The organism is Paenibacillus oryzisoli, from assembly GCF_050467285.1.
Lineage (GTDB): Bacteria > Bacillota > Bacilli > Paenibacillales > NBRC-103111 > Paenibacillus_E > Paenibacillus_E oryzisoli_A.
Map to the genome: position 1 here is coordinate 346,459 of NZ_JBCMUN010000005.1, position 25,165 is coordinate 371,623.

The window sequence follows — 25,165 nt, forward strand, 5'->3', positions numbered from 1 at the left end:
CTTCTTGAAAAGGAGTGAAACTCTTGCTGCAAAATAAAAAGATATTCAAAGTCGTTATCTTCATTATGCTCATTGTCATGCTATTATCCAGCGTATTATTTACCGCAGGGCTGTTTCTTGATTCGTAACCCTAATAAATTTTCGTATCGGCGTTGTAGCTTTCGAGGTTTTCTTTGACGCGCTGCAAGAAGCGGCCGCAGATAACCCCGTCCAGAATCCGGTGATCCAGGGACAAGCACAAGTTCACCATGGAACGCACTGCGATCATATCGTTAATCACGACAGGCTTCTTCACAATCGATTCAAAGGTCACAATCGCCGCTTGCGGATAGTTGATGATCGGGTACGACAGAATCGAACCGAAGGAGCCTGTATTGTTGACCGTAAACGTACCGCCAACCATGTCGCTCAGCGCAAGTTTCCCCGCCCGCGTCTTCTTCGTCAGCTCATCGATTTCCCGCGCAAGGCCCGCGATATTTTTCTGATCCGCTTTCTTGATGACCGGCGTCATGACGGAATCTTCCGTACCGACGGAAAGCGAGATGTTGATGTCGCGCTTCACGATAATTTTATCGACCGCCCATACCGAGTTGATGATCGGATAGTCTTTGATCGCATTCACGACCGCCTTTAGCATAAAAGCCAGATAAGTCAAATTAATGCCCTCGCGGCGCATAAATTCGTCCTTCACTTTGTTCCGCAGCACGACCAGATTGGTTACGTCCACTTCGATCATCGTCCAAGCGTGCGGAATTTCCGTCACGCTCTGGCGCATGCGCGTGGCGATGGCGTTGCGGATCGGCGTCACGTCGATCAGATGCTCGTTGCGCGTATCGGACGCGAGATCCTCCGCTTCGATCAGCGGCGTCTGTGGGTTCGCCGACAGGTGAATGCCCGTGCTGCGCACCGGCAAATTCACCGGCTGCTCGGCGCCGATCGCGCCGGACGGGATCGCCGCAGCAGCCGGCTTCGCAACCGGCGCAGGCGTGTTGACCGGCGCCTGCGGAACCGCCGCTTTCACCGCGTTCGCTCCGCCTGTGGCGACGAACTGCTCAATATCCTTGCGGGTAATCCGCCCGCCAAGACCTGTACCGGCAACGCGCGCCAAGTCGACGCCGTTCTCCTGCGCCAGCCGCTGCACGGCCGGCGAGTAGCGGCCGCGCATGCTTTGGTCGCCTTCGAGCTCCACTGCAGACGCAGGGGCTGCAGGCTCCGCTGAAGGCGCTGCTGCGTCGCCGGCCGAGCTGCCCGGCTCCTCGATCACGCAGATCGCTTCGCCGACCGCGGCCGTTTCACCGTCGCCGACGATAATTTTCACGAGCGTGCCTTCGATGGGCGAAGGCATCTCCGTATTTACTTTTTCCGTAAATAGCTCACACAGAACGTCATATTGCTCCACATAATCGCCGGGCTTCTTCAGCCACTTGCCGATCGTAGCCGAAACGAGGCTTTCCGCCAAATGCGGAACCGTCACCTCGGTGAGGCGGCTGGTTTGGGTCATGTCAGGGTCCTCCTAATATCGAAAAATGAATCGTCTTCGCGCTCATTCGCTCTAGAACAAAGCAAGCTGACGCATCGCTTCCTTCACTTTGTCCGTGTTGAGAAGGAAGAACTTCTCCATCGGCGGGTTGCTGCCTACCGCAGGCACGTCAGGTCCGCAAAGCCGCGCAATCGGCGCATCGAGTTCAAACAGCAGCTCTTCCGCAATGATAGCGGACACTTCCGCGCCTACGCCGCCGGTTTTGTTGTCTTCATGCGTGACGAGCACTTTGCCTGTTTTACGAACAGCTTCGAGAATCGCTTCTTTGTCCAGCGGTTGAATGGTGCGCAAGTCGAGTACATGTGCGGAAATGCCCTCTTTGGCCAACTCTTCGGCCGCTTGCAGCGCAAAATTAACGATCATCCCATACGTGATCACGGTGATGTCCGTTCCCTCACGCTTCACGTCAGCTTTGCCGATCGGCACGATGTAATCCTCATCCGGCACTTCGCCAGAAACGCCGAGATAAGCTTTTTTATGCTCAAAATAAAGCACCGGATCCGCATCGCGAATCGCCGCTTTCATCAGCCCCTTCGCGTCGTACGGGTTGGAAGGCGCTACGATTTTGAGGCCCGGTGTTCCGAAGAACACTGATTCCGGACACTGCGAGTGGTACAGCGCGCCGCCGCCTGTCGCCCCATAAGGCGCACGGATGACGATCGGACAGTGCCAATCGTTATTGGAGCGATAGCGGATTTTGGCCGCTTCGCTGAGGATTTGGTTCGTTGCCGGAAAAATAAAGTCTGCAAATTGAATCTCGGCAATCGGCTTCATACCGTACATCGCCGAACCGATGGCGACGCCGACGATCGCGGATTCCGCAAGCGGCGTATCCATCACGCGCTCTTCGCCGTACAGATCGCGAAGCCCTTTCGTCGTGTTCAGCACGCCGCCTTTGCCAACGTCCTCTCCAAGCACAAATACGTTGTCGTCCTGACCCATTTCCTCCTGCATCGCGGAGCGAATGGCTTCGATATAGGTGATAACCGCCATTAGTTGTTCTCCCCTTCCGCGTATACATGAAGCAGCGTGTCTTCCGGCTTCGGATATGGCGCCTGATCGGCATACTTCGTCGCTTCATTGATGAGCAGTTTTTGCTGGGCATCAAGCTCGGCTTCCTGCTTTTCGCTCCACAAGTCGCAAGCGATCAAATACTCTTTAAACTTCTGAACGCCGTCTTTCTTACGGTTTTCTTCGACTTCTTCCTTCGTTCTATACAGCATATCGTCATCCGACGTAGAATGCGGGTTAATGCGATAGCACATCATTTCAATCAAAGTCGGGCCTTCGCCGCGCAGTGCTCTCTCCCGCGCTTCTTTGGTCACGCGGTACATTTCCAGAGCGTCGGTGCCGTCGACTTGTATGCCAGGAAAACCGTAGCCTAGCGCACGGTCCGCGATTTTGCCCGCCACCTGCTTGTGAATCGGTACGGAAATCGCGTATTGGTTATTTTCACACACGAAAATAACAGGAAGCTTATGCACGCCCGCAAAGTTGCAGCCTTCATGGAAGTCCCCTTGATTGCTGGAGCCTTCACCGAATGTAGCCAGCGTCACGAAGTCCTGCTTTTTCATTTTCGCGGCAAGCGCGATGCCTGCAGCATGCGGAACCTGCGTCGTCACGGGGGAAGAGCCGGTTACGATATGATTTTTGCGATCGCTGAAATGACCGGCCATTTGGCGACCGCCGCTATTGACGTCCTCGGCTTTGCAGAAAATGGACAGCATCAAATCGCGAAGTGACATGCCAACCGCCAGAACAAACGCATAGTCCCGGTAATACGGCAGAAAATAATCTTTATTCGGCTGCATCGCAAACGCCATGCCGACTTGTCCGGCAAACTGGCCCGCGCCGGAGACGTGAAACGGAATTTTTCCTGAGCGCTGCAGCATCATCGCACGCTCGTCATATTTGTTTGCAAGGCACATCACCGCATACATTTTCACGGCATCGTCATCCGATAAACCCAAGCTTCTATGCTTATAAAGTTGACCAATGGACATGGAGGCTGCCTCCTTCTCAATATTAGAATGTCTGGGATAAATTTATTACCTGGTCCTAGTACTTGACTCTATAAGCATATTATAAACGGAAACGATTATGATTACAATTTTTATCCGTTTATGGATATGCCGTCGACGGCCAGCATCGCTTCCCCGAGCGCTTCTGATAGCGTTGGGTGCGGATGAATCGTCTGTCCAACTTCCCAAGGCGTTGCGTTCAACAATTGAGCAAGAGCCGCTTCGGTGATGCTGTTCGTCACTTGCGGTCCGATCATATGAACGCCCAGAATATCGTTCGTCTGCTGGTCTGCCACCACTTTGACAAAACCGTCCGAGTCCCCATATACGAGAGCCTTCCCTATCCCTTTGAAGCTGAATCTGCCTATTTTTACTTGATAGCCCTTCTCTTCGGCTTGCTTCTGCGTGTACCCGACGCTTGCAATCTCAGGCCGCGTGTAGGTACACTTGGCAACGAGGTGGGCATGCAGCTCGTGCGGCGTTTCTCCAGCGATATGCTCGGCAGCAGCGATGCCCTCATGTCCGGCCATATGCGCCAGCATGAGGCCGCCGATGACATCTCCCACCGCGTAAATATGGGATTCGCTCGTTTGCATGAAGCGGTTGACGCGAATGATGCCTTTGTCAACAACGACATCGGTGTTCTCCAGCCCCAAGCCTTCCACGTTCGCGATGCGGCCCACGGAGACAAGCACTCTCTCGGCTTCCAACGCTTGCACCTCACCATTTTTCTCCACATTCAATTTGACGCCGGTCTCGCCTACTTCCACTTCATTTGCCAGCACTTTGGCTCCAGTAACAATCTCAATGCCGCGTTTCTTGAACAGCCGCTCCAGTTCCTTCGACACATCCCCGTCCTCTTGCGCCACAAGATGCTTGTCCAGCTCGACGATCGTCACTTTTACGCCAAAATCGTTCAGCATCGACGCCCACTCCACGCCGATCACACCGCCGCCGACAATAATAATCGACGCCGGCAGATTTTCCATGCGCAGCGCATCCTCGCTCGTCATAATCATCTGTCCATCCGCTTCCAGCCCTGGAAGGCTGCGCGGTCTGGAACCCGTTGCGATAATCAGATTGCTATTCAGCAGCATTTCGATTTCGCCGTCTTCCCGCTCCACGGAAACCGCTCCGCTGCGCGGGGAGAAAATCGAAGGTCCAATAATGCGGCCCTGCCCGTGATGTACCGTAATTTTATTTTTCTTCATCAAAAATTGCAGCCCTTGGTGGAGCTGATCCACGATCCGCTGCTTACGGCTCTGCACGAGGTCAAATTTCAAAGAGACGTTCTCCGCGGCAATGCCGTACTCTTCGCTTTTATTCATAGAAGCGAACATCTCTGCGCTGCGCAGCAGCGCTTTGCTCGGAATGCATCCTTGATGCAGGCAAGTGCCGCCCATTTTTTCTTTTTCCACTATCGCTACGTTCTTCCCAAGCTGCGCCGCCCGGATGGCCGCTGTATATCCGCCGATTCCGCCGCCAAGCACGACAACGTCATATTTATATTCACTCATGGTATGTAAGCCTCCTGTCCGTCTTTTTACAACTTATTCACATATGTACATCTCTATTATATTACCCTTTTTTAGTTTCGAAGTCATAGTCTTATTTGTGAACCTCTTGTTTACGAAATAGACAGTGCCGCGGTTTCAAGGTATGATAAGAACAGACTATTTCCGCGAGGTTAGGAGCAGCTATGAAAGCACCTTTTTACCGCTTTATTGCCATCATGATGCTAGTTATTCCAGGATTAACCGCGACCTATGGATTCCTTACGATGAAAGACGCCTTCTTCGCGCAGTTCGGTCCGGACAACCATATGCTTTGGGGCAAATTTATCGTTGGACTCATCCTTTTTCTGCTCGGCGTCGCTTTCATCGGGGGTTGGACGTTCTTCCGGGACCGCAAACGCAATTATGTGGCACCGCGTTTCAAAGGCAAACGCAAAAAATAGACCAGGACCTCTGTCCCGGTCTATTTTTTTACCCGCCGAACCCAATCCGCCAGACGGCGTGGGCCGCACGATTCACAATCCAGTGCAGTTGAAGCATCGCGAAGCCGATAAAAAGGCCGCTCACCAGCGCCGTCGTCAATGCTTCCTTTGTCCACCGACTGCCGCCCGGCAACGGCACGCTGCGCACATCGATCAGCCGCGCGCCGATTTGCAGCCGCACGAGCAGAGCGCTGCCCATGTCTTCACTGCCCTGCTGTACCCAATCGGCAAGATCAAGCGGCAGGCCTGCCGTGATCAGGCTTGCCGCCCGGTGATGGTACGCGAGCAGCAGCGCCGCATCGCTTGTACTCGCTGCGCACGGCAGCTTATGAACGCGTCCCGCTCGGGCAAGCTCGCCAGCTTGAGCCGTATCCCCGTGTTCGTCTATATGCACAACGATCTCAGCTCCGCTGGTCAGCAGGCCGGTCGTAAGCTGCGCAGCTGCAGCCACGATGACATCCGGCACGATGCCCTCCCGAAGCATCTGATCTGCGCCTTGGCCGATGCCGATCACAACCGGCTGATGCTCAGCGATCAATCGCTTTATGCTGCGCAGGATACGAACGCGCTCTTGCCCTTCTTCTACGAGCCCCGCTACGAGGAGGACCGGCTTGTCCGCCATCTCCGTTTGCAAAAGCAACTGCGGGAACGGCTGCACCACGGCAGCCTTCTCCAGCGAAGCGCGGGCCAACGTTCGGTCGATGAACGTTTCCCACCGTTGCGCAAGCGGCTCGTTCATTTGCTGCTGCGCCTGCAGCCAATCCGTTTGGGTAAACGCTTTGCAGGGAAGCGTCTGCTCGCCTACGAGCATCAAGTCCGGATATATGCTCAGCTCCTCTTGCGAAGCAAGCAACGTATAGTTGGCAGCATCGGTTTCCCAAATCGGGATGCCATGCTGAAGTAGCACAAGCGGACCTTGCGTAGGTCGTTCGCCGCTCATGAGCATGCCGCAGTGAACCACAGCAAGCACGTTTCTTTTTACCCATTCAAGCGCCAACGCTTCTTCCAGATCCCCGCCCTCCAGGACGACGATCGCGTTTGTCAGCGGAAGATCAGACGCTTCAAGCTTCGTTCTTTCTCTCACAGCGCCTCTCACAACCTGCACAGGTTTCATCGCAAACCAAGACAATGCAGACCAATTCATGTGGCAATACTCGACTCCCCTTCTGTTCGCTAGTCTACCTAATTTACCCAAGCACCAAATTTGTATGTATAAATTCGGGTCAGGATGGCAAGATTTGGTTTATACTTGCAGAGAGGAGTGAAAACTACGATGGAGCTAAACATGAGCGCAGAAGACGTACTCGGCCACATTGTACAGCTTCATAGCAGCGGAGAGTCACTGGCCAAAAAAAATGTAAAAAAACAACATCCCGATCTGATGAAAAACGCGCTGTATTATTACCCTAGTTGGGAACATGCGATTCAAAAAACAGGCGTCGATCTCGCCCACTAACCCGTATAATTACAGCCTTCAGCCCTGGAAGATTGGCTTCCGGGGCTTTTTTCGCTAGTCCAGCACTTCCCACTCCACGCGTACGATGCGGTCGATCCACGTCCGGACCTTGATTTCAATGGCCTGTTCGATCTCTTCCTCCGTCATCTCACCGAGTTTGTGCTCCGGAATTTCAAGCATGTCCTGCTTCGTTACTTGCCCATCTACGTCCAATTGAACCTTAATCCGCATAGGAATCCCGCCTTTTTTAATTATGAATAAACCTTTCCATTGCGCCGCGGCCTGTTCTTATCTACAATAGAATTACTATGAAAATGAAAAGAGGTCATGCACATGTCTCGTTCCCATGCCCAGAAAATGCGTCAGCGCCTGCTGCGCGAAGGCAAGACAGACCCCGGCCAGCAGCGGCTTACCTGGCACAGCATCAATCCTGTTACCAAATCAACGCCAAGCTTGGCGGAATCGAAAACCAAACAACGGAATAAACACAAGCTAAGGAATCTGATCCACGACAGCGGAGCGGATTCCTTTTCTATTTGCAGCGTCTACCGACATGCAACGCCTTGCTCCTTCATATAAGCCAGTAGCTCAGCCTTCTCAGCTTCACTAAAGCTGTATTTGCAATCGAAGCCGTTGTAATACAGCTCCCACAGCCGCGCCGCCCCTTCGGGGCCGATTTCAACCCTTGCCACGTACAGCGAATCCGGTTCGTCTTCGAACTGGAGCCCAACATGGGCAATGACCACCTCGTCCTGCTGCTCCTGCTCGCAGTAGTCCAATTTCATCTGAGGGCGCCTCCTATTGAATTAATTGTTTTTTATTTATATAATATACTAATGCTTGTCAGAGTAAAACTCTAGGAGGAAGTACATATGGCCTACGATCCGCAAGTCGTTGATGCAACAATAGTAAGTGACAATCCGAAGAATGGTCTGTTTGAAGTTGTCGTCTCCTTGAAGGACCGCAGCAAATGCCGTCTATTTTTTGAACGCGACGCCGAAACAGGCGTAGGACGCGTAACCAACCTGAACCGCTTAATGAAAGAACCGTGCCCGATTTGCCGCAAAGACTACTTGTGCAACTGCCTGGATCGTTACAAAAACACCATTGCAGATCAAGCGATGTCTCTTATTAAATAGCGCAACGTAAAAACCCCTTTCGCCGCGAAATCTCGCAGCCGAAGGGGTTCTTCTTTTGTATACGATCGTTCACTCGTAAATAGCCTTATATAAGCCTTGCAGCAAGCTGCTGTAGCTTGACTTGTCATGGGTGATTTCAGCAAATGAAACATGAATCACCTTATTACTTGTTTTGACAATAAAAAAGCTTTCATCCGTATACATAGGATCGATATACGTATAGCATTCCAATTGTGTACTTCCGGTTTGCTGCCGCAAAAATGCGGTCGCTTCCTCACTTGCTTGCGCAAATTTCGGCATGGACTTGCCCCTCCCCTATTGTCAGCCGGGATTCGTCTTATTTCAAACGCGCCCGCTTCTTCTTTAAGGCCATGTAACCGCCCAGCATCGATACGGGTACGATCGCAATAAAGCCAAGCAGTTCATACCAGAGCGGGACGGTATGATCCGAAAGCATGCTGTCAAATCCAATCCCTGCACCGATAACCCCGACAATCGCCGCATTGAAAATCTCTGCACGCCGCGCAATGCGAGCCGTCATATAGCTGCCAAACAGCGTCCAGGACAACCCCATAACGAGCAGAAGCAGCATTAGTCCCACATTATCATAAAGCTTCTGCAGTTCACTGTTGTTCAGCGTGCTGTCTGCAAAAAACAGTGAACCGATCAACCCCGACGTCAACAGCGTGCCGAAATTGTCGATGCAAAGTCCGATTAATACCCCTATGAAATGGAATTTGCGCTCTCTCTTTTGTTCACCTTCACTCATAGACTAACCTTCTCTCCTGATCCCATCGATCTCACAATCTTTCCCATCATACCACGTGAAAAGAGGCATCGCCAATTTTAGGTAGCGTCTTTCCACCACACTGGCTTTAACTCGCGCAAAGCTTGCAGCGACAACGTTTGGCCGATGCGCGGCGTCACAATTCGTATTTCTTTGCGTGCAGCCGCTGCAAACGCTCGCTCCACTGGCTCAGTCCAGCTATGCACGGATAAGGTAAAAGCCCCCCAATGGATCGGCACCAGCACATCTCCACGCACCTCCTCATGCGCCTGCACCGTCTCCTCCGGCAACATGTGAATGTCCGCCCATCTTCTGTCATATTGCCCGCATTCCATTAGCGTAAGATCAAACGGCCCGTACTTTTCGCCAATTTGCGTAAAATGAGGCCCATACCCGCTGTCGCCGCTGAAAAAGACGGCATGCGACGCGCCTTTGATCACCCACGAACACCACAGCGTCGAACCGCGGTCCGTCAAGCTCCGGCCGGAGAAATGGTTAGCCGGCGTACACACCAGTTCCAGCCCTGCGTAAGTCGTCTCTTCCCACCAGTCGTGCTCCTCAATCCGATCAACGGATACACCCCAACGCTGCAAATGCGAACCAACGCCAAGCGGGACGATGAACTTGCCAACTTTATGCTGAATGCGCTTGATCGTGCCATAATCGAGATGATCATAATGATCGTGCGATAAAATGACAGCATCCACGCGCGGCAGCTCATTGATGTCAAAAGGCAGCGCACCGCTATACCGCGGCTTCCCAAACCACGGAAACGGCGATGGGGTGCGGCCGAACATTGGATCAAGCAGCAGCGTCTTGCCTTCGATGTGAAGCAACGCCGCTGAATGACCAAACCATGTCAGCTTCAGTTCTGAAGCTCCTGCCGACTCGAGTGCTGGCCGATCCATCTCTAACGGCCGAGATGGCCTAATACTCGGGGATGCCATTTCCCGCATCACCTTCACCATTTCCCCTACATTCATGTTCATATTCGGCGGCACCGGATTTTCGAATTTTTTGCCGGTAAATTGCTGCGAGCGCGCAATCGCAGCGCTCTCCTGTCCGGCAGGTTTGCGCCCGAATGGCGGATATAGCCGCATAAAGCACATGACCGCCAAAATGACGATTAGTATTGCGATTAACCAAACTCCTATCATTTTCTGTGCCTCCATACTGCATCGTCATTCGTCCCGCTAATCCATTCCTTCTTCCCTGGATAGCATAGACTAGAAGTAATAACGTACAAAAGTCGGGCTTGGTTCCAAATATAATTTTCCTTCTGAATCGGGACACCAGCACAATCCGTCGTTTCGCCCAAACATTCCGCGAAAATGGTCATAAGCTATCATCGAAACACAAATCAAATAACACTTTGGAGGTTGATTTGAATGAGTTGTGGAACTGGCTATGGTACTTCTGCGGCAGCTGTATTGGTACTTTTCATCTTACTTGTTATCATCACTAGTGCGTTTGTTTGGTAATCTAACCCCAATACAGAGGGACTACCTGGGCTTCCAGGTAGTCCCTCTGACTCTTTATAAACCATTAGCGATAATAACTACTAAAAGGAAAGGTTGTTCTCCACGTTATCTTCCACTGCTTCAATCCTTGCTAATCCAAAAGCAAAGTGGTGCCATAAAATATTTTCCACCATGTCACTTTGTTTTTTATTGCACTCCACAATAAGTATGACTTCCGAATTTTTCCCTTTCAATAAGCGCTGATTTTTCTTGATAACCTTGTAGTAAAACAAATCAATGAGGAATCCTAAAGCGAATCCTCCTGTAGTTCCAATAAGTCCCCAATAGATGGGTCCCCATTGTAATTTAAAGCCAAAGCTGGCTCCTATAACAGCAAATGCAGTTCCTAAAGCAGCCCCCGTACTGAAAAGTGAAATTCCGTCTGCATGATGTATACTATCGAATAATCTTCTTTCTGTTTTACGATTCGTTAAAGGAACCGCAAAAATACTCTCCTTGCCCACTCCATTTTTCTCCAATGAACTAATAGCCAATTCCAAACTTGCTGAATGCCCAAAGGTAGAGAATATCTGTACCATTTGATCTAATTCACCACTTTTCCTTTTATAATCTTAAATTTCGGAGATTGGAATTTTTTAATGAGGAACGTTTTTTGCTCCGAATCAAATAATTTATTGTTTTCCACTGTATTTAGATAGGAATCAAATACAGAAAATCCCCACATAGAGGGCATATATAGAAGCCATTGAATATCAAGCACTGATGTAGATTTTTGTACATCTCCAAGGAAAAGTAAATGTACAGCAACAAGTGCATTTGAGTAGTATAAAAAAATAATGCTCCAAACCAGAGAAAAAAAGGCAGTTAACAAGCGGTGAATATGCAATTGCCCAAGCCCTGGCATAAACATAGACCACAGAACTGACATGAAAGGTTTACGCTTGTCTAAATAATTAATTTCAAGTGCTCCAATACTATAGGTATTGAATGGCGCATCCTCTCTTTCAGCCAATATAGAAACTTTGTTCATATCCACACACGTTCGATAACTATCCCATATAGCAAATAAATAAACAGGAATATACATCAACATCCATCTGATATCTAATGTTTGTTTGGCTAACTCGATGTCTCCGCAAAACGATTGAACCATGGCTAGGTTGATTTTTGAATGATAGTTAACAAATACTTCCCACATGAACAGTACCAGGCCACGTAAATATTTGCTTAATATAAGATGACCGAAGCCAGGAAAAGCCGCTGACCACCAAGCAATAATGTAAGGATTTCGCAGATGAATTTGAGTCGTCCCAGCAATGCTGACATGTGCTTTGTATCGACGAAATTTGTTTTCTATATTCTGAAAATTATCCATAAGTTTTTATATTCCTTCGTGAGGGAGATGATGGCAAAACTATAATTCCATTTTCTTAGGAAAATTATTCAAAAAACCTCAACTTTGTATGCTGCATGCGGGGCTTAGAGTTAAAACACAAAAACCCGATAAATCATATAGATTTATCGGGTGTGATAGGAAACTCCCTTGCTATTCCTTTAGTCTTCTCGCTTTCAAGAAACCTTATGCTCAATCCGCAATTTATCCGCTACCATGGCGATAAACTCCGAATTTGTCGGCTTCGACTTCGAGATATTGATCGTGTAACCGAAAATAAACGAGATGCTGTCGATGTTGCCGCGCGTCCAAGCGACTTCAATCGCGTGGCGTATCGCGCGTTCGACGCGGCTAGGCGTCGTTTTGTATTTTTCGGCGATGGCCGGATAGAGCGTCTTCGTGATTGCCCCCAAAATTTCGATGTTGTTATACACCATCGTAATCGCTTCGCGCAAGTATTGGTATCCTTTAATGTGCGCAGGCACACCGATTTCGTGAATAATTGTCGTAATGTTGGCGTCAAGGTTTTTGCCTTTCGGCATTTGCACGACGTTTGCCCGCGGTGCGGAAGAAGATGAAGGCGCAGACATCGCCATCGAAGCGTTACCCGCCAATTGACGAATGCGGTTCGTGAGCGTTTCCATATCAAAAGGCTTCAGTATGTAATAAGATGCGCCAAGCTGTACAGCTTTTTGCGTAATATTTTCTTGGCCAAATGCGGTTAGCATAATGATTTTCGGCTGAAATGGCAGGTTCAGCTCGCGCATTTTCTCCAGTACACCGAGTCCATCCAGATGCGGCATAATAATATCTAAAATGAGAACATCCGGCAACTCCCGCTGTTCTTCGAGAAAACGAAGCACTTCGTTGCCATTGTAGGCAACGCCGACAATTTCCATGTCCTCCTGTTCACCGATGAACTCTGATAATAAATGGATGAATTCGCGATTATCATCCGCAAGCAGCACTTGAATTTTCCGCAAAATAATATCCTCCTTTAGCATTCTAACCTGTTGGATTATTTTTCTCTCTTATGTAACGTATTCGACACTTCGTTTTAAAATCCTTCTGTCGAATATTATTTTTCTTTTCTTTTCTTAAATATTCTTATATAATAATATATTTGTAGTTCATTCAACATTATTCGACAAATTCACTGCAATCTCGCTTGACGAATGTAGAATCCGCTAAAGAAAGTATAAAAGAATCAAAGGCTTAACTCGCCTTTGATTCTTTGAAGGAACCCTCTGCCGAAGGACGAAGGATAATGCCGGAATCCTGAAGCATCCACTCGATGAAGCAGCCATATCCGCTTGTTGGATCGTTAACGAAGACATGCGTCACTGCTCCGATCAGCTTGCCGTTCTGAATAATCGGGCTTCCGCTCATGCCCTGTACGATTCCGCCCGTTTTCTCAAGCAGCCGCGGGTCAGTAATTTTGATAACCATACCTTTCGTACCGGGAACATCCTGTTTCGAAACATGCACGATTTGAATATCGAATTTCTCCACTTTTTGCCCTTCCAATACGGTATAGATTTGCGCAGGACCTTCTTTGACTTCCTCTGCAAAAGCGACGGGAATCGCTTCCTTATCCAGACTATGGTCGGGAGCGCCGTACATTTTGCCGAAAATGCCGAATGCCGTATTGCGCTCTATATTGCCAATTACCTTGCTGTCTTTATAAAGCGTGGCATGTTTTTCACCGGGATCGCCGTTATGGCTCTTGGAGATCGACGTCACATTCGAATAGACAATGTCACCATCTCCCACAATAATAGGTGTCTGCGTATCCATATCCGTAATCACATGCCCGAGTGCACCATAGACACCTTGATCGGGTGCATAGAAAGTCAGGGTGCCAACGCCGGCCGCGGAATCCCGGATATAGAGGCCAAGCCGATAGGACTTGTCCACAACATCGTAGACAGGCTGCAGCTTAACTTTCATTTCTTGATTATTGCGCAAAATTAACAACTCAAGCGGTGTCTTGCTTTCGCCGGATTTGGCGACCAGATCAGCGACCTTGCTGACGTCCTTGGAATCCTTGCCGTTGATTTTCATAATCATATCGCCGACTTGAATTTTCGCTTCTTCCCCCGGTGAAACTTTTTGGTCCGGGGCAACAGTGACCAAGTGATGGCCCACGACCAGAATGCCGGCGGACTTAATCTTGACGCCGATGGTCTGACCGCCGGGAATCACTTTCAAGTCCGGCACGACGTTGACTTTTACCGTTTTGATCGGAATAGCTCCGAATAACTTGAGTTTCATTTCGGTTTGACCGGAACGGTCGGATTGCAGCGAAATCGGCTCGTTCAAATTAACTTGAAATGAGTGCTCGGCACTGCCGTTAACCTTTACGATATCCGTATCTTTCACCGTGACTTGGGCGCTGACCGGCATCGCTAGCTGAAGCTGCTTACCTTGACCGCTGAATAAGCGAAGTTCCTGGGGGAAGGAGGCAAAACTTTGAAAAGGTGGGGACAAACTGACCAAACATACGAGAAAGACGAGCAAGAGTCCGAACAATCTTTTTCTTTGGCCTGACTGCACTATGATCACGCTCCCTCACAATTCCTTGAGCCCTGACGAACATCCTCGTCAAATGCGTACCTATAAGTTAACCCCAGTCCCCCTGTTTTATAACTGAAAATGATACCTAACTATACTTTCATGTCCTTGCTTTCTTGTTTTTTGCCATGGTGAGCATTTCACCCGCATGATGAAGCGTAGTTTCCGTCACTTCCACCCCACCGAGCATTCTGGCCAGTTCTTCGATCCGCCCGCTCTCCGGCAAATCCTGAACCCGCGTATACGTGCGCTCCTGGTCGATCTCCTTGCGAATATAAAAGTGAACGTCAGCAAAGCTCGCCACCTGAGGCAAATGCGTGATGGAGAACACTTGGCAGGCTGCTGAAAGCACAGCCATTTTCTCCGCAATGGCTTGCGCCGCGCGGCCGCTAACTCCTGTATCTACTTCGTCAAACACCAAGACAGGAATCTGATCGATTCGGGCAAAAATGGCTTTCATCGCGAGCATAATCCGAGACAACTCCCCGCCCGAGGCGATTTTGCTTAAGCCGCGAAGCGGCTCTCCAGGGTTCGGCGCCATCATGAACTCGACTTGATCGATGCCCTGACGGTTGAAGCGTACCTTAACGCCTTCAACTTCAATGCCTCGCTCGTCCGGGGTTTGATCGATTTGCACGCGGAACTGCGTCCGTTCCATCTGCAAATCCCGAAGCTCATGCTCGATCTGCCGAGCCAGATCCTCCGCAATTCGTCTGCGCAGCTTGGACAAATCAAGCGCATGAACGGCAAGCTCCGCTCCCGCAGCGGCCAGTTTCTGCTCCAGCTTTTGCACATATTCGTCTTTATTCTCAATCGTATCGACTTCCGCCTTAATCTTCTCTAAATACGCCAAAATCTCCGGAATATTCTCCCCGTACTTTCGTCTCAGCGTCGTGATCGAATCGAGTCGCTGCTCGATAAAATCAAGCCTAGAGGGATTAAACTCAATCTCATCGCGATAATCCCTTAATTGAAAAGCTGCATCCTCCAATTGATAGTAGGCGGTCTGCGCCTGCTCCAAAAGCGGGGACAACTTCGCTGGATCGAGCTGTACGATGTCTTGGAGGCGGGAAACGGTTTTCCCGGCGGAATCCAAGGCCCGATTCGTCGCATATAAAAAATCGTAAGCCTCCGACGAGCTTTGATACAGCTTTTCGGCGTTCGCCAGCTTGCGTTTCTCCTCGGCCAGCGCTTCGTCTTCGCCAACTTTCAGCTTGGCGCTCGAGATTTCATCGATTTGAAAACGGTATAAGTCCAGCATCTGCAAAGCCTGCTTGCTCGTTTCCTGCAGATCGCGGAGTTCCTTCTCAATCCTTATATAAGCATTATAGCTTGCCTCATAAGCGGCTTTGACCGCTTCGACTTCCTCATCTCCGAAAGCATCCAGCGAATGAATGTGCTCTTCGACTTGCAGCAAAGACTGATGCTCATGCTGGCCGTGGATGTTGACCAACCACTCCCCCGTTTTGCGCAGCATCGTCATATTGACCAGCTGCCCGTTGATGCGGGAAGAACTTTTGCCTGTCGCTGTAATCTCTCGCCGAATAACGAGATGCTCTCCCGGATCGCCTTCGATGCCAAGCTCTTTAAGCGTCGCCCATACCGGATGATCCGAAGGCAGCTCGAACATCGCTTCAATCTCCGCCTTATCCGCACCGTAACGTACCAATTCCGAAGAGCCTCTCCCTCCGGCTACGAGCGTCAAAGCATCAATGATAATTGACTTTCCCGCGCCAGTCTCCCCGGTTAGCACATGAAAGCCGGATTTAAACCGAATATGTACATGTTCAATGACCGCTAAATTCCGAATGGATAACTCTGTTAGCATGCCCGCCTCCTGGAACAATTATGTATGGTTGTATCAAAAGTTACTTCAAATTATGACCGAACACAGGTTCGGTGTCAAGCGAACAATTCCGATAAAATGGGGCTACATGTGGGCTGAGAGAGAAAAGAACAGGTTAGAAGTGAAAGAAATCGAGGGCGCTCCAAGTACGACCATGAGGGGCATCGCGAAGTTGACGATGTGGGACATTCGAGAGGGCCTAAGCCCTCCCGATTTGAGGAATATATTTCGGCTACGCTAATAAAGACATGATCTCTTGCATAAAGGTTGTGCTGTTCTCTTTGCCGCGGCAGATTACAAGGATCGTGTCGTCCCCGCAAATCGTTCCCATCACACCGCTCCACTCCAAGCTGTCAAGCAGGGCGCAAATCGTGTTCGCAGTGCCCGGCAAGCATTTCATCACGACCAGATTATCCGTATAATCAATCGAGACAAAATGGTCGCTAAGCGCCCGGCGCAGCCTCTGCATCGGATTGAACCGGGAATCGGCCGGCATCGAGTACTTGTATCTGCCGTCATCGAGCGGCACCTTGATGAGATGAAGCTCTTTTATGTCGCGCGATACCGTCGCTTGCGTCACATGAAAGCCAGCGTCGCGCAGCGCTTCGACCAGCTCGTCCTGCGTCTCGATTTCATGATTCGTAATGATTTCTCTGATTTTGACATGCCTCTGACCTTTCATCCTACACCTCTATGTGAAAAGTGATTTTTTTGATTTTTTGCACAGCCAGATCCACGTAAAGGATGCCTTCGGCTTCCGGATACATCAGGCTGTACGGCAGCAGCATCTCGCGCACACCGCTTCCTGTCATTTCCAGCGGTTTGCGCTCTCTCGCCACTTTGACGAGCAGGAGCTGCCCATCCTTTTCTGCGAAGTAGTCGATAAACAACCGGCTTTCCAGCACGTCACGGTCATTAATCGTCATGGTGATTGGAATTTTCGTTTTCCCGGCAAGCACATCGAACCCTGCACCTTCCAGCAGCTCAACCACGTCATCCTGCGGCACATCGGCATCGCTTCGCACACGAACTCGCTTAGGCATCGGACCCTTAAGCCACTTATTGAACCGCCAGAATAGAAAGCCAACGAAAATGATAAGGATTAACAAAATGACTTTGACATCGCCTTGTTCCACGTCCCTCACCTCGCTTAACTATTCGAGGATGCGGATGGAAAATCCTTTTTATGCGGAAAAAACTCATCTCCGGGCGCTCCAAACAAGCAGTCCCCTTGATGAGTTTATTTGCCGTGCAATTTCTGCGATTCCTTCACAGTCTCAGCAATGATGACGTTCAGGTTGGTTGTTGCGGCGAGCGACTCCTCTTCGGAATTGCCAGACCAATATGCAAGAAATTCAATATTGCCTTCTCCGCCGGTAATGGGCGAGTACGTAAGGTCTTTCAGACGGAAGCCAAGCTCCTCCGCGAACGACAGCACCGTCGTCAACACGTCGATGTGAACGTCCGTATCGCGCACGACGCCCGATTTGCCTACCTTTTCACGACCTGCCTCAAATTGCGGCTTAATCAGAGCCACAACCTGTCCCTGCTGCTGTAAAATCTCCTTCAGCGGCGGCAAAATAATGCGCAGCGAGATGAAAGAGACGTCGATGCTTGCAAAATTCGGCCGCGGACCCCCGAGATCTTCCGCTGTCGTGTACCGGAAATTCGTCCGTTCCATGACGCGAACGCGCTCGTCGTTCCGTAAGGACCAGTCGAGCTGATTGTAGCCGACATCGACAGCGTAGACGAACGACGCGCCATGCTGCAGCGCACAATCTGTAAAGCCGCCTGTCGACGCCCCAATGTCAAGCATGACCGCCCCAGTGACGTCAATTTCGAACTGCTTGAGCGCTTTCTCCAGCTTCAGTCCGCCTCGGCTGACGTAAGGGTGGATCGCGCCTTTGACTTTCAATGCCGCTTTGCGGCTTATTTTCATCCCGGGCTTATCCGCAGGCTCTTCGTCTGCAAAAACAAGGCCAGCCATAATGGCGGCCTTGGCTTTCTCTCTGCTTTCGAAATAGCCTTGCTCCAGGAGCAATACGTCCAACCGTTCTTTATCAGATGACATACCTGCTACGAGACTCCTATTCGAATGCCCGCAAACGTCAAACGCGCTGACGCTTGCGCGGCGTTAATGACTTGACTTCAGCGACAAGGTGCTCTACCGTCAGGCCGACTTCCTCGCGTTGTTCTTTCACACTGCCATGCTCGACAAAGTAATCCGGAATTCCCATGACGGTCACATGCATGTTGAAGTTCCGCTGCAAGGCATAGTATTCCATCACCGCGCTGCCGAAGCCGCCTTGAATCGAACCTTCCTCCATCGTGATGACCGGCAATTCCTCCGCAGCAAGCTGCTGCAAGAACGACTCGTCAAGCGGCTTGATGAAACGGGCATTGACCACGCGAAGCTGGATGCCTTCTTCGGCCAACAGCTCAGCCGCTTCAAGCGCGATTTGCACCATCGGGCCTACAGCCAACACGGCGGCATGACCGCCTTCGCGCAGCGTTTCCCAGGTGCCGATAGGAATCGCCTTCGGCGGCGCCTCGATGGAAACGCCGGTTCCACTAATGCGCGGATAACGGTAAGCGATCGGCCCATCGTTGTATTCGAGCGCCGTTTGCATCATATCGCGAAGCTCTTTCTCGTCCTTCGGCATCATGAGCACCATGTTCGGCAGCGATCGCAAGAAAGCGATGTCGTACACCCCTTGATGCGTCTCCCCGTCAGGACCGACAAAGCCGGCACGGTCGATGGCGAACGCTACGTTCAGCTTCGGACGACAGATGTCGTGCACGACTTGATCGTATGCGCGCTGCAAGAACGTCGAGTAAACGGCGAATACCGGTTTGAGCCCCTCGCTCGCCATACCCGCGCACAGCGTTGCCGCATGCTGCTCCGCAATGCCGACATCAATCATCCGGTTCGGGAAATGCTTCGCGAACTTGATCAGGCCGGAACCGCCCGGCATTGCTGGCGTCACCGCGATTATGCGAGAATCTTTTTCACCAAGCTCGATCAGCGTGTTGCCGAACACTTCGGTGTACATCGGCGGCCCTGCGCTCTTGAGCACTTGGCCGGATTCGATTTTATACGGTCCGAGGCCATGCCAGGTGTGAGAGTCCTGCTCCGCAGGCGAGTAGCCTTTGCCTTTGGTCGTTACCACATGCACAAGTACTGGGCCGTTAATTTTCTCCGCTTGCTTCAAAGTGTCCATCAGCACCGGCAAATTATGTCCGTCAACCGGGCCGATGTACGTAAAGCCGAGCTCTTCAAACCATACGCCGTTCAATACAAAATATTTGAGACTGTCCTTCAGCTTCTCCGCGGTTTTGGCCAGCGTGTCGCCGATGGCAGGTATTTTCTTCAGTAAATGTTCGACTTCTTCTTTCGCTTTCAAATAGTGACGATCCGAGCGGATTTTGCTCAAATAATTATGAATCGCCCCGACGTTGGGCGCAATCGACATCTCGTTGTCATTCAGAATGACAATAATATTTTTCTTCTCATGGCCGATATGGTTCATCGCTTCCAGCGCCATACCGCCGGTAATCGCGCCGTCGCCAATGATGGCTACGACTTTGTTGTGCTCGCCTTTCAGATCCCGGGCCATTGCCATCCCCATCGCTGCGGACAGCGAAGTCGAGCTGTGTCCGGCTTCCCATACGTCATGCTCGCTCTCGGAGCGTTTGACGAACCCGCAAAGTCCCTTGTACTTCCGCAAGGTGTCGAATTTGTCTCTGCGGCCGGTTAAAATTTTATGCACGTACGCCTGATGGCCCACGTCAAAAATCAGTTTATCATACGGGCTGTGGAACAGAGTGTGTAAAGCGATCGTAAGCTCAACCACGCCTAAGTTAGGAGCCAGATGGCCACCTGTGACGGAAAGCTTTTCAATTAGAAATTGACGTATTTCACCTGCCAACGTCTCCAGCTCCGACATCGATAACCGCTTCAAGTCCTCAGGCCGATTGATTTGTTCGAGCAGCACGCTTGTTTCCTCACTTTCTCCTCGTGAAAATGCTAAGATTTCACCATTATATCATAAAATTGCTATTACGTATAAAATCGTGCTGTAACCAGGACAATTTGTGATTCTCCCCTAGCTTTAATGGTCGCGTTTCATGAGATAATCCGCGAGTTGAAGCAAGCGTTCCGCATTCGGCAGCTTCGCTTCCTGCAGTGCGTTCTTCGCTTGCGCGGTCAAGCTGCGGACCATATTCTCCGAAGCTTCCATACCGATAAAGAACGGGTACGTCACTTTCTGCTGTTTCTCGTCACTCTTCACCGGCTTGCCGAGCTTCGACTCGTCACCGATAATATCCAGGATATCGTCCTGAATTTGAAAAGCGAGACCTAACGCGTCGCCGAATGCCGTTAACGCGGCAAGCTGCTCCGGCGTCGCGCCCGCAATATGACCACCAGCGCGAAGCGAAAACACCATCAGATCGCTCGTTTTGTGCCGATGAATAAACGTTAGTTCCTCCAGGCTCGTGATGCCTTGCTCACCCAGCATATCCGCCGCCTGGCCGCCGACCATTCCTCTCGCTCCCGCATAACTCGCCAGCTCCTCGGTAATCGCCAGTACCCGCTCGGCCGGTGCGCCATGCACCTTGTGCGCTTGCGCGACGCTGTGGAACGCATGTGTCAGCAGCGCATCTCCCGCAAGAATCGCCATCGCCTCACCGTACACCTTGTGATTCGTCAGCTTCCCTCGGCGATAGTCGTCATTGTCCATCGCCGGTAGATCGTCATGCACCAACGAATACGTGTGCACCATCTCAATCGCCAAGGCGACCGGCAGCGCCGCAGCCTGGGAGCCGCCGAGCGCTTCAGCGGCAGCCAGCACGAGAATCGGTCTCAGCCGCTTCCCGCCGGCCATCAAGGAATAGTTCATGGCTTCCCGTAAAGAGACAGGCACCTGCCACTCCGCCGGCAAGGCGAGCAGCAGCTCCGCTTCAATCTGTTCAGCATGGGATGAGATATATGTATGAATGTCGGACGTCGTTTTATTCAAGCTTAATTCCCCTTATCTTCCAAGACCGCTTGGAAAGGCTTGCGCGTTACGCCAGCTTCCCCTTCCACCAGCATCTCAATTTTCTTCTCGACTTGCTCCAGCTTCACACCGCATAGGTGGGACAGCCGAACACCTTCCTGATACAGCTCAATCGCTTTCTCCAGCGGCACGTCGCCGCTCTCGAGCTGGGCAACGATGCGCTCCAGCTGCTCGATGGCCGTTTCAAAGCTTTCTTCGGTTTCTTTATTCGACATCCTTGTTCTCCTCCATCCCCGCTACTTGAACATGCACGCGTCCATCCTTCAACCGAAGGGTGAGACGATCCCCGATCTTCACCTGTTTGACCGATCTGACGAGTTCCGTCTCTCCCTCGTCATAGGCCAAACTGTAGCCCCGCTGCATAATCTTCAGCGGGCTCAGCGCGTCCAGATGACGGACGCGGCTGTGCCACTCCTGCTTCTTCGCGCGCAGGAGCGTCTGCATGGCCGTGTGCATCTGGCGGCTGGCGGTGCCCAGCCGCTGGCGCGCATGCACGGCCTGCTCGGCCGGGCTTCGGCTTTCGAGTCTGCGCTCCAGCCTAAGCCGCCGCTGCGCCAGCTCCGCGAGGCGCTGCCGCATCCGGTAACCGAGCTGCTCCGCCAGCCGGTCCAGGCGCTCCGCAGGCTGCTGCAGCAGCTGCCTGCGCGGGTTCGTCAGGAACGGTGAGCGCTGTGCGCGCGCGAGCCGTTCCTGCTTACGGCGCAGCTGCTGGAGCAGCCCGTAGTGCGAGCGTTGCGCGAGCTGCGACAGCTGCTGCTTCAGCTCGAGGTGGTGCGGCACCGCGAGCTCCGCCGCCGCCGTCGGCGTCGGCGCCCGCAGATCGGCGACGAAGTCCGCGATCGTGAAGTCCGTCTCGTGGCCGACGGCCGAGATGACGGGGATCGCGGAAGCGCCGATCGCCCGGGCCACGGCTTCCTCGTTGAACGCCCAGAGCTCCTCAAGGGAGCCGCCGCCGCGGCCCACGATGAGCACGTCGGCTTCACCGAGGCGGTTCATCGCTTCGATCGCCTTGACGATCGAAGGCGCCGCTCCTGTGCCCTGTACGAGGACAGGGTACAGCAGAATCGGCACCGCAGGGAAGCGCCGCTGCAGCGTGATGATAATATCCCGCACAGCTGCGCCCGTCGGAGACGTAATGACGCCGATCGCCCGCGGAAAACGCGGGATCGGCTTCTTGCTCTCGGCAGCGAAGAGACCTTCGCCTTCCAGTTTCTTTTTCAATTGCTCATAGGCTAAATAAAGGCTGCCGATGCCGTCAGGCTGCATCGACGTCACGTAGAACTGGTACGCGCCATCTCGTTCGTAGACGGAAATATTGCCACGCGCCAGCACCTTCGTGCCTTCCTTCGGGATAAAGCCGAGGCGTTGATTGTGAGACGCGAACATGATGCTCTTGAGCCGTCCATCCGCGTCTTTCAGCGTAAAATACATATGCCCGCTGGAGTGATGCGTGAAATTGGATATTTCACCGCGCACCCAGACGTCCTGCAGGCGAAAGTCGCCTTCCAAGAGCAGCTTAATATAGCGGTTGACCTCCTTGACGGAGAAAACCTTCGCTTCGTTCCTCGCCATGGGCCGATTATACGTTCACGCTGACGCCGGCTTTGCGCGCAGCCGCATCAACCGTGTTGCGCAGCAGCATCGTGATCGTCATCGGACCGACGCAGCCCGGTACAGGTGTAATGGCACTTGCGACTTCTTTCACCGCTTCAAAGTCAACATCACCGGTCAACTTGCCGTTCTCCGGACGGTTCATGCCGACGTCAATGACGACAGCCCCCGGCTTCACATGGTTCGCGCCGATCAGGTGCGCTTTGCCGACTGCGACAACGAGAATATCCGCTTGCTTCGTAATCTCTTCCATATTCGGCGTGCGGGAGTGCACAACGGTCACCGTTGCGTGCTCGCGCAGCAGCAGCATTGCCATCGGCTTGCCGACGATATTGCTGCGGCCTACGACAACAGCGTGTTTGCCGGCAATTTGCACGCCTGTCCGCTTCAAAATCTCGATGACACCATGAGGTGTGCAAGGCTTCATGCCGTCTTTGCCAATCATCAGGTTCCCCACGTTAACCGGGTGGAAGCAATCCACATCTTTGGCCGGGTCGATTTCATCGACGACCGCTTCTTCATCGATGTGCTTCGGCAGTGGAGACTGCACGAGGATGCCATGAATTTTATCGTTGCGGTTAAAACCATGAATCAACTGGATCAGCTCATCCTGCGTTGTCGATGCCGGCAGCGCGTGAACTTCCGAATAGATGCCTACTTCATCGCAGGATTTGGCTTTGTTGCGCACGTACACTTGCGAAGCGGGATCTTCTCCAACAATAATCACGACGAGCCCAGGCTGATTGCCCTTCGCCGCTAAGGCAGCGGCATCCGCTTTGATTTCTTCACGAATGGAACCTACTAATTCTTTCCCGTTGATCACTTGCGCTGACATGTGTTTCTCCCCCTAGACCGGATTAATTTATAATAATTACAGGATGAATGACAGCATAAACGCTTGGATTACTGCGTGCGAAGCACTTTGCCTTTCAGCGTCTCGACTTCTTTAATCATTTTACCCAGCACACCGTTAACGAACTTGCCCGAATCGTCAATGCCGTAATGCTTGGCGATCTCGATGGCTTCATTGACGACAACTTTAGGAGGAACATCGTCGCGATACAGCATTTCATACGCAGCAAGACGCAGCACTTCCCGATCAATGCGGGACAGCCTGTCCATCGCCCAACCTTTTAAATATTCTTCCAAAATTTCATCAATAATCACTTTATTACGGAAGGTGCCTTCCACCAGTTCCATCACATACACGGGTTCTATCTTCGTCCCGGCTAGATCCAGCCCAGCCTCATTATCGTGCTCAGCCTCGTAAATCGAGATGCGTACCGCATCTTCGGCCGAAGCTTCATTCATTTGAATTTGGTATAAGCTCTGTACTGCCAGTTCACGTGCCACTCTGCGCTTCATTCTGTTCCTCCTAAAAGACTCTTTCTCCTAGTATACGTCAAATTGAAACCAATCCAAACAAAAAAATCCATGGATGAACCAGGGATTTTAGCGAAACATTCTCCATTTTTGGGTGAGATAGCGCCAAATGTCTTCCAACATGAAAAAACTTTCTTTCCGATCCAATTTGTAGCCGATATAAAAACCGATGCCCACAATAAAACCGAAAATCAACATATCCCAGAAGCCAAAAAATAAATAGATGAATCCGAAGAAAATACCTGCTGCGACGCCGATCACTTTACCCCTATGGAATTCCCACAGCTCATTCCACATCTTGTGGATTCACCTCTATTCGACTCGGCTTTTAAACGTAGGTGCGGACTGCACGATGTTGGCTACGAATACGGTTACGGCAGATACAGGAATGCCCGTGATCTCTTCGATGTAGCTTTTCACTGTCCCCTGCATTTCTTCCGTCAACTCCGGAATCGAGCTTTCGCCGTCGACGATGGTTCTGATCGTAATTTCCAGACCGGCTTGGTTCACCCGTACGCGCGCGCGCAAATCTCTGGTCCCTTTGGTGCGTCCCGCCGCTTTAAGCGACAAATTCTCGACCGTTTCAATCGAGATGCGAATATCCCCGAAGTCAGTTCTTTGGTCGATGGAAGGCACTTGCGCGCGTCCAGGACGAAGGGTCAAAATAATGAAACGCACCGCAATCAGCAGCACGATCACGCTGACGATAATCGCCGCATACGCATAACTTTTGTCATAGTAAAAGTTGTGAAGCGTCTGACTTGCCTGTTCAAGAGGGATCCAGCTGGACGCTGTCACCAATACGAAGATCGCTGCAACGAAAATAATGAGGCTGAAAATTAACAGCAAGAGCCTGTCCACAATTTTACCCACGAACG

Annotated in this window: 31 protein-coding genes; 5 read left to right on the top strand and 26 right to left on the bottom strand. The window is 51.4% G+C overall.

The window, feature by feature from the left end; genetic code table 11:
* Nucleotides 1–23 precede the first annotated feature (23 nt).
* Nucleotides 24–128 (top strand): stressosome-associated protein Prli42, encoded by a 105-nt coding sequence (prli42, locus tag ABE504_RS07410; protein WP_430086513.1) that lies wholly within the window; start codon nt 24–26, stop codon nt 126–128.
* Nucleotides 129–130: 2 nt separating this feature from the next.
* Here prli42 and ABE504_RS07415 read toward each other — a convergent pair whose 3' ends face one another.
* The 4 genes from ABE504_RS07415 to lpdA form a co-directional block, all read right to left on the bottom strand.
* Nucleotides 131–1,501, bottom strand: a complete 1,371-nt coding sequence (locus tag ABE504_RS07415; RefSeq protein WP_430086516.1) for a dihydrolipoamide acetyltransferase family protein — start codon at nt 1,499–1,501, stop codon at nt 131–133.
* 51 nt (nt 1,502–1,552) lie between these two features.
* Nucleotides 1,553–2,533, bottom strand: a complete 981-nt coding sequence (locus tag ABE504_RS07420) for an alpha-ketoacid dehydrogenase subunit beta (RefSeq protein WP_430086519.1) — start codon at nt 2,531–2,533, stop codon at nt 1,553–1,555.
* A complete protein-coding gene (locus ABE504_RS07425) occupies nt 2,533–3,543 on the bottom strand; it encodes a thiamine pyrophosphate-dependent dehydrogenase E1 component subunit alpha (protein WP_430086522.1) in 1,011 nt (336 codons plus the stop codon). The genes ABE504_RS07420 and ABE504_RS07425 overlap by 1 nt, the downstream gene beginning before the upstream one ends.
* Nucleotides 3,544–3,653: 110 nt before the next feature.
* Nucleotides 3,654–5,078 carry a dihydrolipoyl dehydrogenase gene (gene lpdA, locus ABE504_RS07430; RefSeq protein ID WP_430086525.1) on the bottom strand — a complete coding sequence of 475 codons (1,425 nt, stop codon included), beginning with the start codon at nt 5,076–5,078 and terminating at the stop codon, nt 3,654–3,656.
* Nucleotides 5,079–5,260: 182 nt separating this feature from the next.
* Here lpdA and ABE504_RS07435 point away from each other — a divergent pair, with 182 nt between their 5' ends.
* Nucleotides 5,261–5,518: a DUF2627 domain-containing protein gene (locus ABE504_RS07435; RefSeq protein WP_430086528.1), complete on the top strand. Its 258-nt coding sequence runs from the start codon at nt 5,261–5,263 to the stop codon at nt 5,516–5,518.
* Between the two features lie 28 nt (nt 5,519–5,546).
* Here the strand turns inward: ABE504_RS07435 and steA are convergent, their stop codons facing one another.
* Entirely contained in the window at nt 5,547–6,701 is a 1,155-nt protein-coding gene (steA, locus tag ABE504_RS07440) for a putative cytokinetic ring protein SteA (RefSeq protein ID WP_430086531.1), read from the bottom strand.
* A gap of 129 nt (nt 6,702–6,830) precedes the next feature.
* On the opposite strand from steA, the gene ABE504_RS07445 reads away from it, so the two are divergent.
* On the top strand, nt 6,831–7,013 hold the full coding sequence (locus tag ABE504_RS07445) for a hypothetical protein (RefSeq protein WP_430086534.1): 183 nt from the start codon (nt 6,831–6,833) through the stop codon (nt 7,011–7,013).
* A gap of 54 nt (nt 7,014–7,067) precedes the next feature.
* On the opposite strand, the gene ABE504_RS07450 is transcribed toward ABE504_RS07445, so the two are convergent.
* Both ABE504_RS07450 and ABE504_RS07455 read right to left on the bottom strand, forming a co-directional pair.
* Entirely contained in the window at nt 7,068–7,244 is a 177-nt protein-coding gene (locus ABE504_RS07450) for a hypothetical protein (RefSeq protein WP_164716453.1), read from the bottom strand.
* A 314-nt stretch (nt 7,245–7,558) separates the two neighbouring features.
* The gene (locus tag ABE504_RS07455) at nt 7,559–7,798 is read right to left on the bottom strand and encodes a hypothetical protein (RefSeq protein ID WP_430086537.1); all 240 of its coding nucleotides are present in this window, start codon (nt 7,796–7,798) and stop codon (nt 7,559–7,561) included.
* Between the two features lie 87 nt (nt 7,799–7,885).
* Here ABE504_RS07455 and ABE504_RS07460 point away from each other — a divergent pair, with 87 nt between their 5' ends.
* Nucleotides 7,886–8,152 (top strand): hypothetical protein, encoded by a 267-nt coding sequence (locus ABE504_RS07460; RefSeq protein ID WP_430086540.1) that lies wholly within the window; start codon nt 7,886–7,888, stop codon nt 8,150–8,152.
* A 69-nt stretch (nt 8,153–8,221) separates the two neighbouring features.
* On the opposite strand, the gene ABE504_RS07465 is transcribed toward ABE504_RS07460, so the two are convergent.
* The 3 genes from ABE504_RS07465 to ABE504_RS07475 all read right to left on the bottom strand — a co-directional run bounded on the left by ABE504_RS07465 (nt 8,222) and on the right by ABE504_RS07475 (nt 10,096).
* Nucleotides 8,222–8,452: a hypothetical protein gene (locus tag ABE504_RS07465; RefSeq protein ID WP_430086543.1), complete on the bottom strand. Its 231-nt coding sequence runs from the start codon at nt 8,450–8,452 to the stop codon at nt 8,222–8,224.
* A gap of 37 nt (nt 8,453–8,489) precedes the next feature.
* Nucleotides 8,490–8,921 carry a hypothetical protein gene (locus ABE504_RS07470; protein ID WP_430086546.1) on the bottom strand — a complete coding sequence of 144 codons (432 nt, stop codon included), beginning with the start codon at nt 8,919–8,921 and terminating at the stop codon, nt 8,490–8,492.
* 77 nt (nt 8,922–8,998) lie between these two features.
* Nucleotides 8,999–10,096, bottom strand: a complete 1,098-nt coding sequence (locus tag ABE504_RS07475; protein ID WP_430086549.1) for an MBL fold metallo-hydrolase — start codon at nt 10,094–10,096, stop codon at nt 8,999–9,001.
* A 231-nt stretch (nt 10,097–10,327) separates the two neighbouring features.
* On the opposite strand from ABE504_RS07475, the gene ABE504_RS07480 reads away from it, so the two are divergent.
* Complete coding sequence (locus ABE504_RS07480) at nt 10,328–10,420, top strand: YjcZ family sporulation protein (protein WP_082595420.1); 93 nt, start codon at nt 10,328–10,330, stop codon at nt 10,418–10,420.
* Between the two features lie 80 nt (nt 10,421–10,500).
* Here ABE504_RS07480 and ABE504_RS07485 read toward each other — a convergent pair whose 3' ends face one another.
* From ABE504_RS07485 to amaP, 16 genes are all read right to left on the bottom strand, one after another.
* Nucleotides 10,501–10,998: a hypothetical protein gene (locus ABE504_RS07485; RefSeq protein ID WP_430086552.1), complete on the bottom strand. Its 498-nt coding sequence runs from the start codon at nt 10,996–10,998 to the stop codon at nt 10,501–10,503.
* A gap of 5 nt (nt 10,999–11,003) precedes the next feature.
* Nucleotides 11,004–11,795 carry a hypothetical protein gene (locus tag ABE504_RS07490; protein WP_430086554.1) on the bottom strand — a complete coding sequence of 264 codons (792 nt, stop codon included), beginning with the start codon at nt 11,793–11,795 and terminating at the stop codon, nt 11,004–11,006.
* A gap of 194 nt (nt 11,796–11,989) precedes the next feature.
* The gene (gene spo0A, locus ABE504_RS07495; RefSeq protein ID WP_430086557.1) at nt 11,990–12,796 is read right to left on the bottom strand and encodes a sporulation transcription factor Spo0A; all 807 of its coding nucleotides are present in this window, start codon (nt 12,794–12,796) and stop codon (nt 11,990–11,992) included.
* A gap of 232 nt (nt 12,797–13,028) precedes the next feature.
* Nucleotides 13,029–14,369 (bottom strand): SpoIVB peptidase, encoded by a 1,341-nt coding sequence (spoIVB, locus tag ABE504_RS07500; RefSeq protein ID WP_430086560.1) that lies wholly within the window; start codon nt 14,367–14,369, stop codon nt 13,029–13,031.
* A gap of 118 nt (nt 14,370–14,487) precedes the next feature.
* Nucleotides 14,488–16,215 (bottom strand): DNA repair protein RecN, encoded by a 1,728-nt coding sequence (recN, locus tag ABE504_RS07505; RefSeq protein ID WP_430086563.1) that lies wholly within the window; start codon nt 16,213–16,215, stop codon nt 14,488–14,490.
* A 250-nt stretch (nt 16,216–16,465) separates the two neighbouring features.
* Nucleotides 16,466–16,915, bottom strand: coding sequence for a transcriptional regulator AhrC/ArgR (gene ahrC / locus ABE504_RS07510; RefSeq protein WP_430086566.1), 450 nt, complete (start codon nt 16,913–16,915; stop codon nt 16,466–16,468).
* A gap of 1 nt (nt 16,916) precedes the next feature.
* Complete coding sequence (locus ABE504_RS07515) at nt 16,917–17,369, bottom strand: hypothetical protein (protein WP_430086569.1); 453 nt, start codon at nt 17,367–17,369, stop codon at nt 16,917–16,919.
* A gap of 104 nt (nt 17,370–17,473) precedes the next feature.
* Nucleotides 17,474–18,304 carry a TlyA family RNA methyltransferase gene (locus tag ABE504_RS07520; RefSeq protein WP_430086573.1) on the bottom strand — a complete coding sequence of 277 codons (831 nt, stop codon included), beginning with the start codon at nt 18,302–18,304 and terminating at the stop codon, nt 17,474–17,476.
* 37 nt (nt 18,305–18,341) lie between these two features.
* The gene (gene dxs / locus ABE504_RS07525) at nt 18,342–20,228 is read right to left on the bottom strand and encodes a 1-deoxy-D-xylulose-5-phosphate synthase (RefSeq protein ID WP_430086576.1); all 1,887 of its coding nucleotides are present in this window, start codon (nt 20,226–20,228) and stop codon (nt 18,342–18,344) included.
* A 117-nt stretch (nt 20,229–20,345) separates the two neighbouring features.
* Nucleotides 20,346–21,254 (bottom strand): polyprenyl synthetase family protein, encoded by a 909-nt coding sequence (locus ABE504_RS07530; protein ID WP_430086579.1) that lies wholly within the window; start codon nt 21,252–21,254, stop codon nt 20,346–20,348.
* A 2-nt stretch (nt 21,255–21,256) separates the two neighbouring features.
* Entirely contained in the window at nt 21,257–21,508 is a 252-nt protein-coding gene (gene xseB / locus ABE504_RS07535; RefSeq protein WP_430086582.1) for an exodeoxyribonuclease VII small subunit, read from the bottom strand.
* Entirely contained in the window at nt 21,498–22,865 is a 1,368-nt protein-coding gene (gene xseA / locus ABE504_RS07540) for an exodeoxyribonuclease VII large subunit (RefSeq protein WP_430086585.1), read from the bottom strand. Before xseA ends, xseB begins: the two co-directional genes overlap by 11 nt.
* A 7-nt stretch (nt 22,866–22,872) precedes the next feature.
* Nucleotides 22,873–23,739, bottom strand: coding sequence for a bifunctional methylenetetrahydrofolate dehydrogenase/methenyltetrahydrofolate cyclohydrolase FolD (gene folD / locus ABE504_RS07545; RefSeq protein ID WP_430086587.1), 867 nt, complete (start codon nt 23,737–23,739; stop codon nt 22,873–22,875).
* Nucleotides 23,740–23,807: 68 nt separating this feature from the next.
* Nucleotides 23,808–24,269: a transcription antitermination factor NusB gene (nusB, locus tag ABE504_RS07550; protein WP_430086590.1), complete on the bottom strand. Its 462-nt coding sequence runs from the start codon at nt 24,267–24,269 to the stop codon at nt 23,808–23,810.
* Between the two features lie 87 nt (nt 24,270–24,356).
* The gene (locus ABE504_RS07555) at nt 24,357–24,584 is read right to left on the bottom strand and encodes a DUF2273 domain-containing protein (protein ID WP_430086593.1); all 228 of its coding nucleotides are present in this window, start codon (nt 24,582–24,584) and stop codon (nt 24,357–24,359) included.
* Nucleotides 24,585–24,599: 15 nt separating this feature from the next.
* Nucleotides 24,600–25,160, bottom strand: coding sequence for an alkaline shock response membrane anchor protein AmaP (gene amaP / locus ABE504_RS07560; RefSeq protein WP_430086596.1), 561 nt, complete (start codon nt 25,158–25,160; stop codon nt 24,600–24,602).
* Nucleotides 25,161–25,165: the final 5 nt, after the last annotated feature.

Excerpts from the sequence above, each read along its gene's own strand:
- ABE504_RS07455 (WP_430086537.1), bottom strand. The coding sequence starts at position 7,798 with ATGAAATTGGACTACTGCGAGCAGGAGCAGCAGGACGAGGTGGTCATT.
- ABE504_RS07485 (WP_430086552.1), bottom strand. The coding sequence starts at position 10,998 with ATGGTACAGATATTCTCTACCTTTGGGCATTCAGCAAGTTTGGAATTG.
- ABE504_RS07425 (WP_430086522.1), bottom strand. The coding sequence starts at position 3,543 with ATGTCCATTGGTCAACTTTATAAGCATAGAAGCTTGGGTTTATCGGAT.
- ABE504_RS07470 (WP_430086546.1), bottom strand. The coding sequence starts at position 8,921 with ATGAGTGAAGGTGAACAAAAGAGAGAGCGCAAATTCCATTTCATAGGG.
- ABE504_RS07555 (WP_430086593.1), bottom strand. The coding sequence starts at position 24,584 with ATGTGGAATGAGCTGTGGGAATTCCATAGGGGTAAAGTGATCGGCGTC.
- ABE504_RS07415 (WP_430086516.1), bottom strand. The coding sequence starts at position 1,501 with ATGACCCAAACCAGCCGCCTCACCGAGGTGACGGTTCCGCATTTGGCG.
- lpdA (WP_430086525.1), bottom strand. The coding sequence starts at position 5,078 with ATGAGTGAATATAAATATGACGTTGTCGTGCTTGGCGGCGGAATCGGC.
- folD (WP_430086587.1), bottom strand. The coding sequence starts at position 23,739 with ATGTCAGCGCAAGTGATCAACGGGAAAGAATTAGTAGGTTCCATTCGT.
- ABE504_RS07475 (WP_430086549.1), bottom strand. The coding sequence starts at position 10,096 with ATGATAGGAGTTTGGTTAATCGCAATACTAATCGTCATTTTGGCGGTC.
- ABE504_RS07520 (WP_430086573.1), bottom strand. The coding sequence starts at position 18,304 with ATGTCATCTGATAAAGAACGGTTGGACGTATTGCTCCTGGAGCAAGGC.
- ABE504_RS07460 (WP_430086540.1), top strand. The coding sequence starts at position 7,886 with ATGGCCTACGATCCGCAAGTCGTTGATGCAACAATAGTAAGTGACAAT.
- ABE504_RS07445 (WP_430086534.1), top strand. The coding sequence starts at position 6,831 with ATGGAGCTAAACATGAGCGCAGAAGACGTACTCGGCCACATTGTACAG.
- nusB (WP_430086590.1), bottom strand. The coding sequence starts at position 24,269 with ATGAAGCGCAGAGTGGCACGTGAACTGGCAGTACAGAGCTTATACCAA.
- recN (WP_430086563.1), bottom strand. The coding sequence starts at position 16,215 with ATGCTAACAGAGTTATCCATTCGGAATTTAGCGGTCATTGAACATGTA.
- ABE504_RS07420 (WP_430086519.1), bottom strand. The coding sequence starts at position 2,533 with ATGGCGGTTATCACCTATATCGAAGCCATTCGCTCCGCGATGCAGGAG.
- ABE504_RS07490 (WP_430086554.1), bottom strand. The coding sequence starts at position 11,795 with ATGGATAATTTTCAGAATATAGAAAACAAATTTCGTCGATACAAAGCA.
- ABE504_RS07435 (WP_430086528.1), top strand. The coding sequence starts at position 5,261 with ATGAAAGCACCTTTTTACCGCTTTATTGCCATCATGATGCTAGTTATT.
- ahrC (WP_430086566.1), bottom strand. The coding sequence starts at position 16,915 with ATGAAAGGTCAGAGGCATGTCAAAATCAGAGAAATCATTACGAATCAT.
- ABE504_RS07480 (WP_082595420.1), top strand. The coding sequence starts at position 10,328 with ATGAGTTGTGGAACTGGCTATGGTACTTCTGCGGCAGCTGTATTGGTA.
- steA (WP_430086531.1), bottom strand. The coding sequence starts at position 6,701 with ATGAATTGGTCTGCATTGTCTTGGTTTGCGATGAAACCTGTGCAGGTT.
- xseB (WP_430086582.1), bottom strand. The coding sequence starts at position 21,508 with ATGTCGAATAAAGAAACCGAAGAAAGCTTTGAAACGGCCATCGAGCAG.
- xseA (WP_430086585.1), bottom strand. The coding sequence starts at position 22,865 with ATGGCGAGGAACGAAGCGAAGGTTTTCTCCGTCAAGGAGGTCAACCGC.
- ABE504_RS07465 (WP_430086543.1), bottom strand. The coding sequence starts at position 8,452 with ATGCCGAAATTTGCGCAAGCAAGTGAGGAAGCGACCGCATTTTTGCGG.
- ABE504_RS07450 (WP_164716453.1), bottom strand. The coding sequence starts at position 7,244 with ATGCGGATTAAGGTTCAATTGGACGTAGATGGGCAAGTAACGAAGCAG.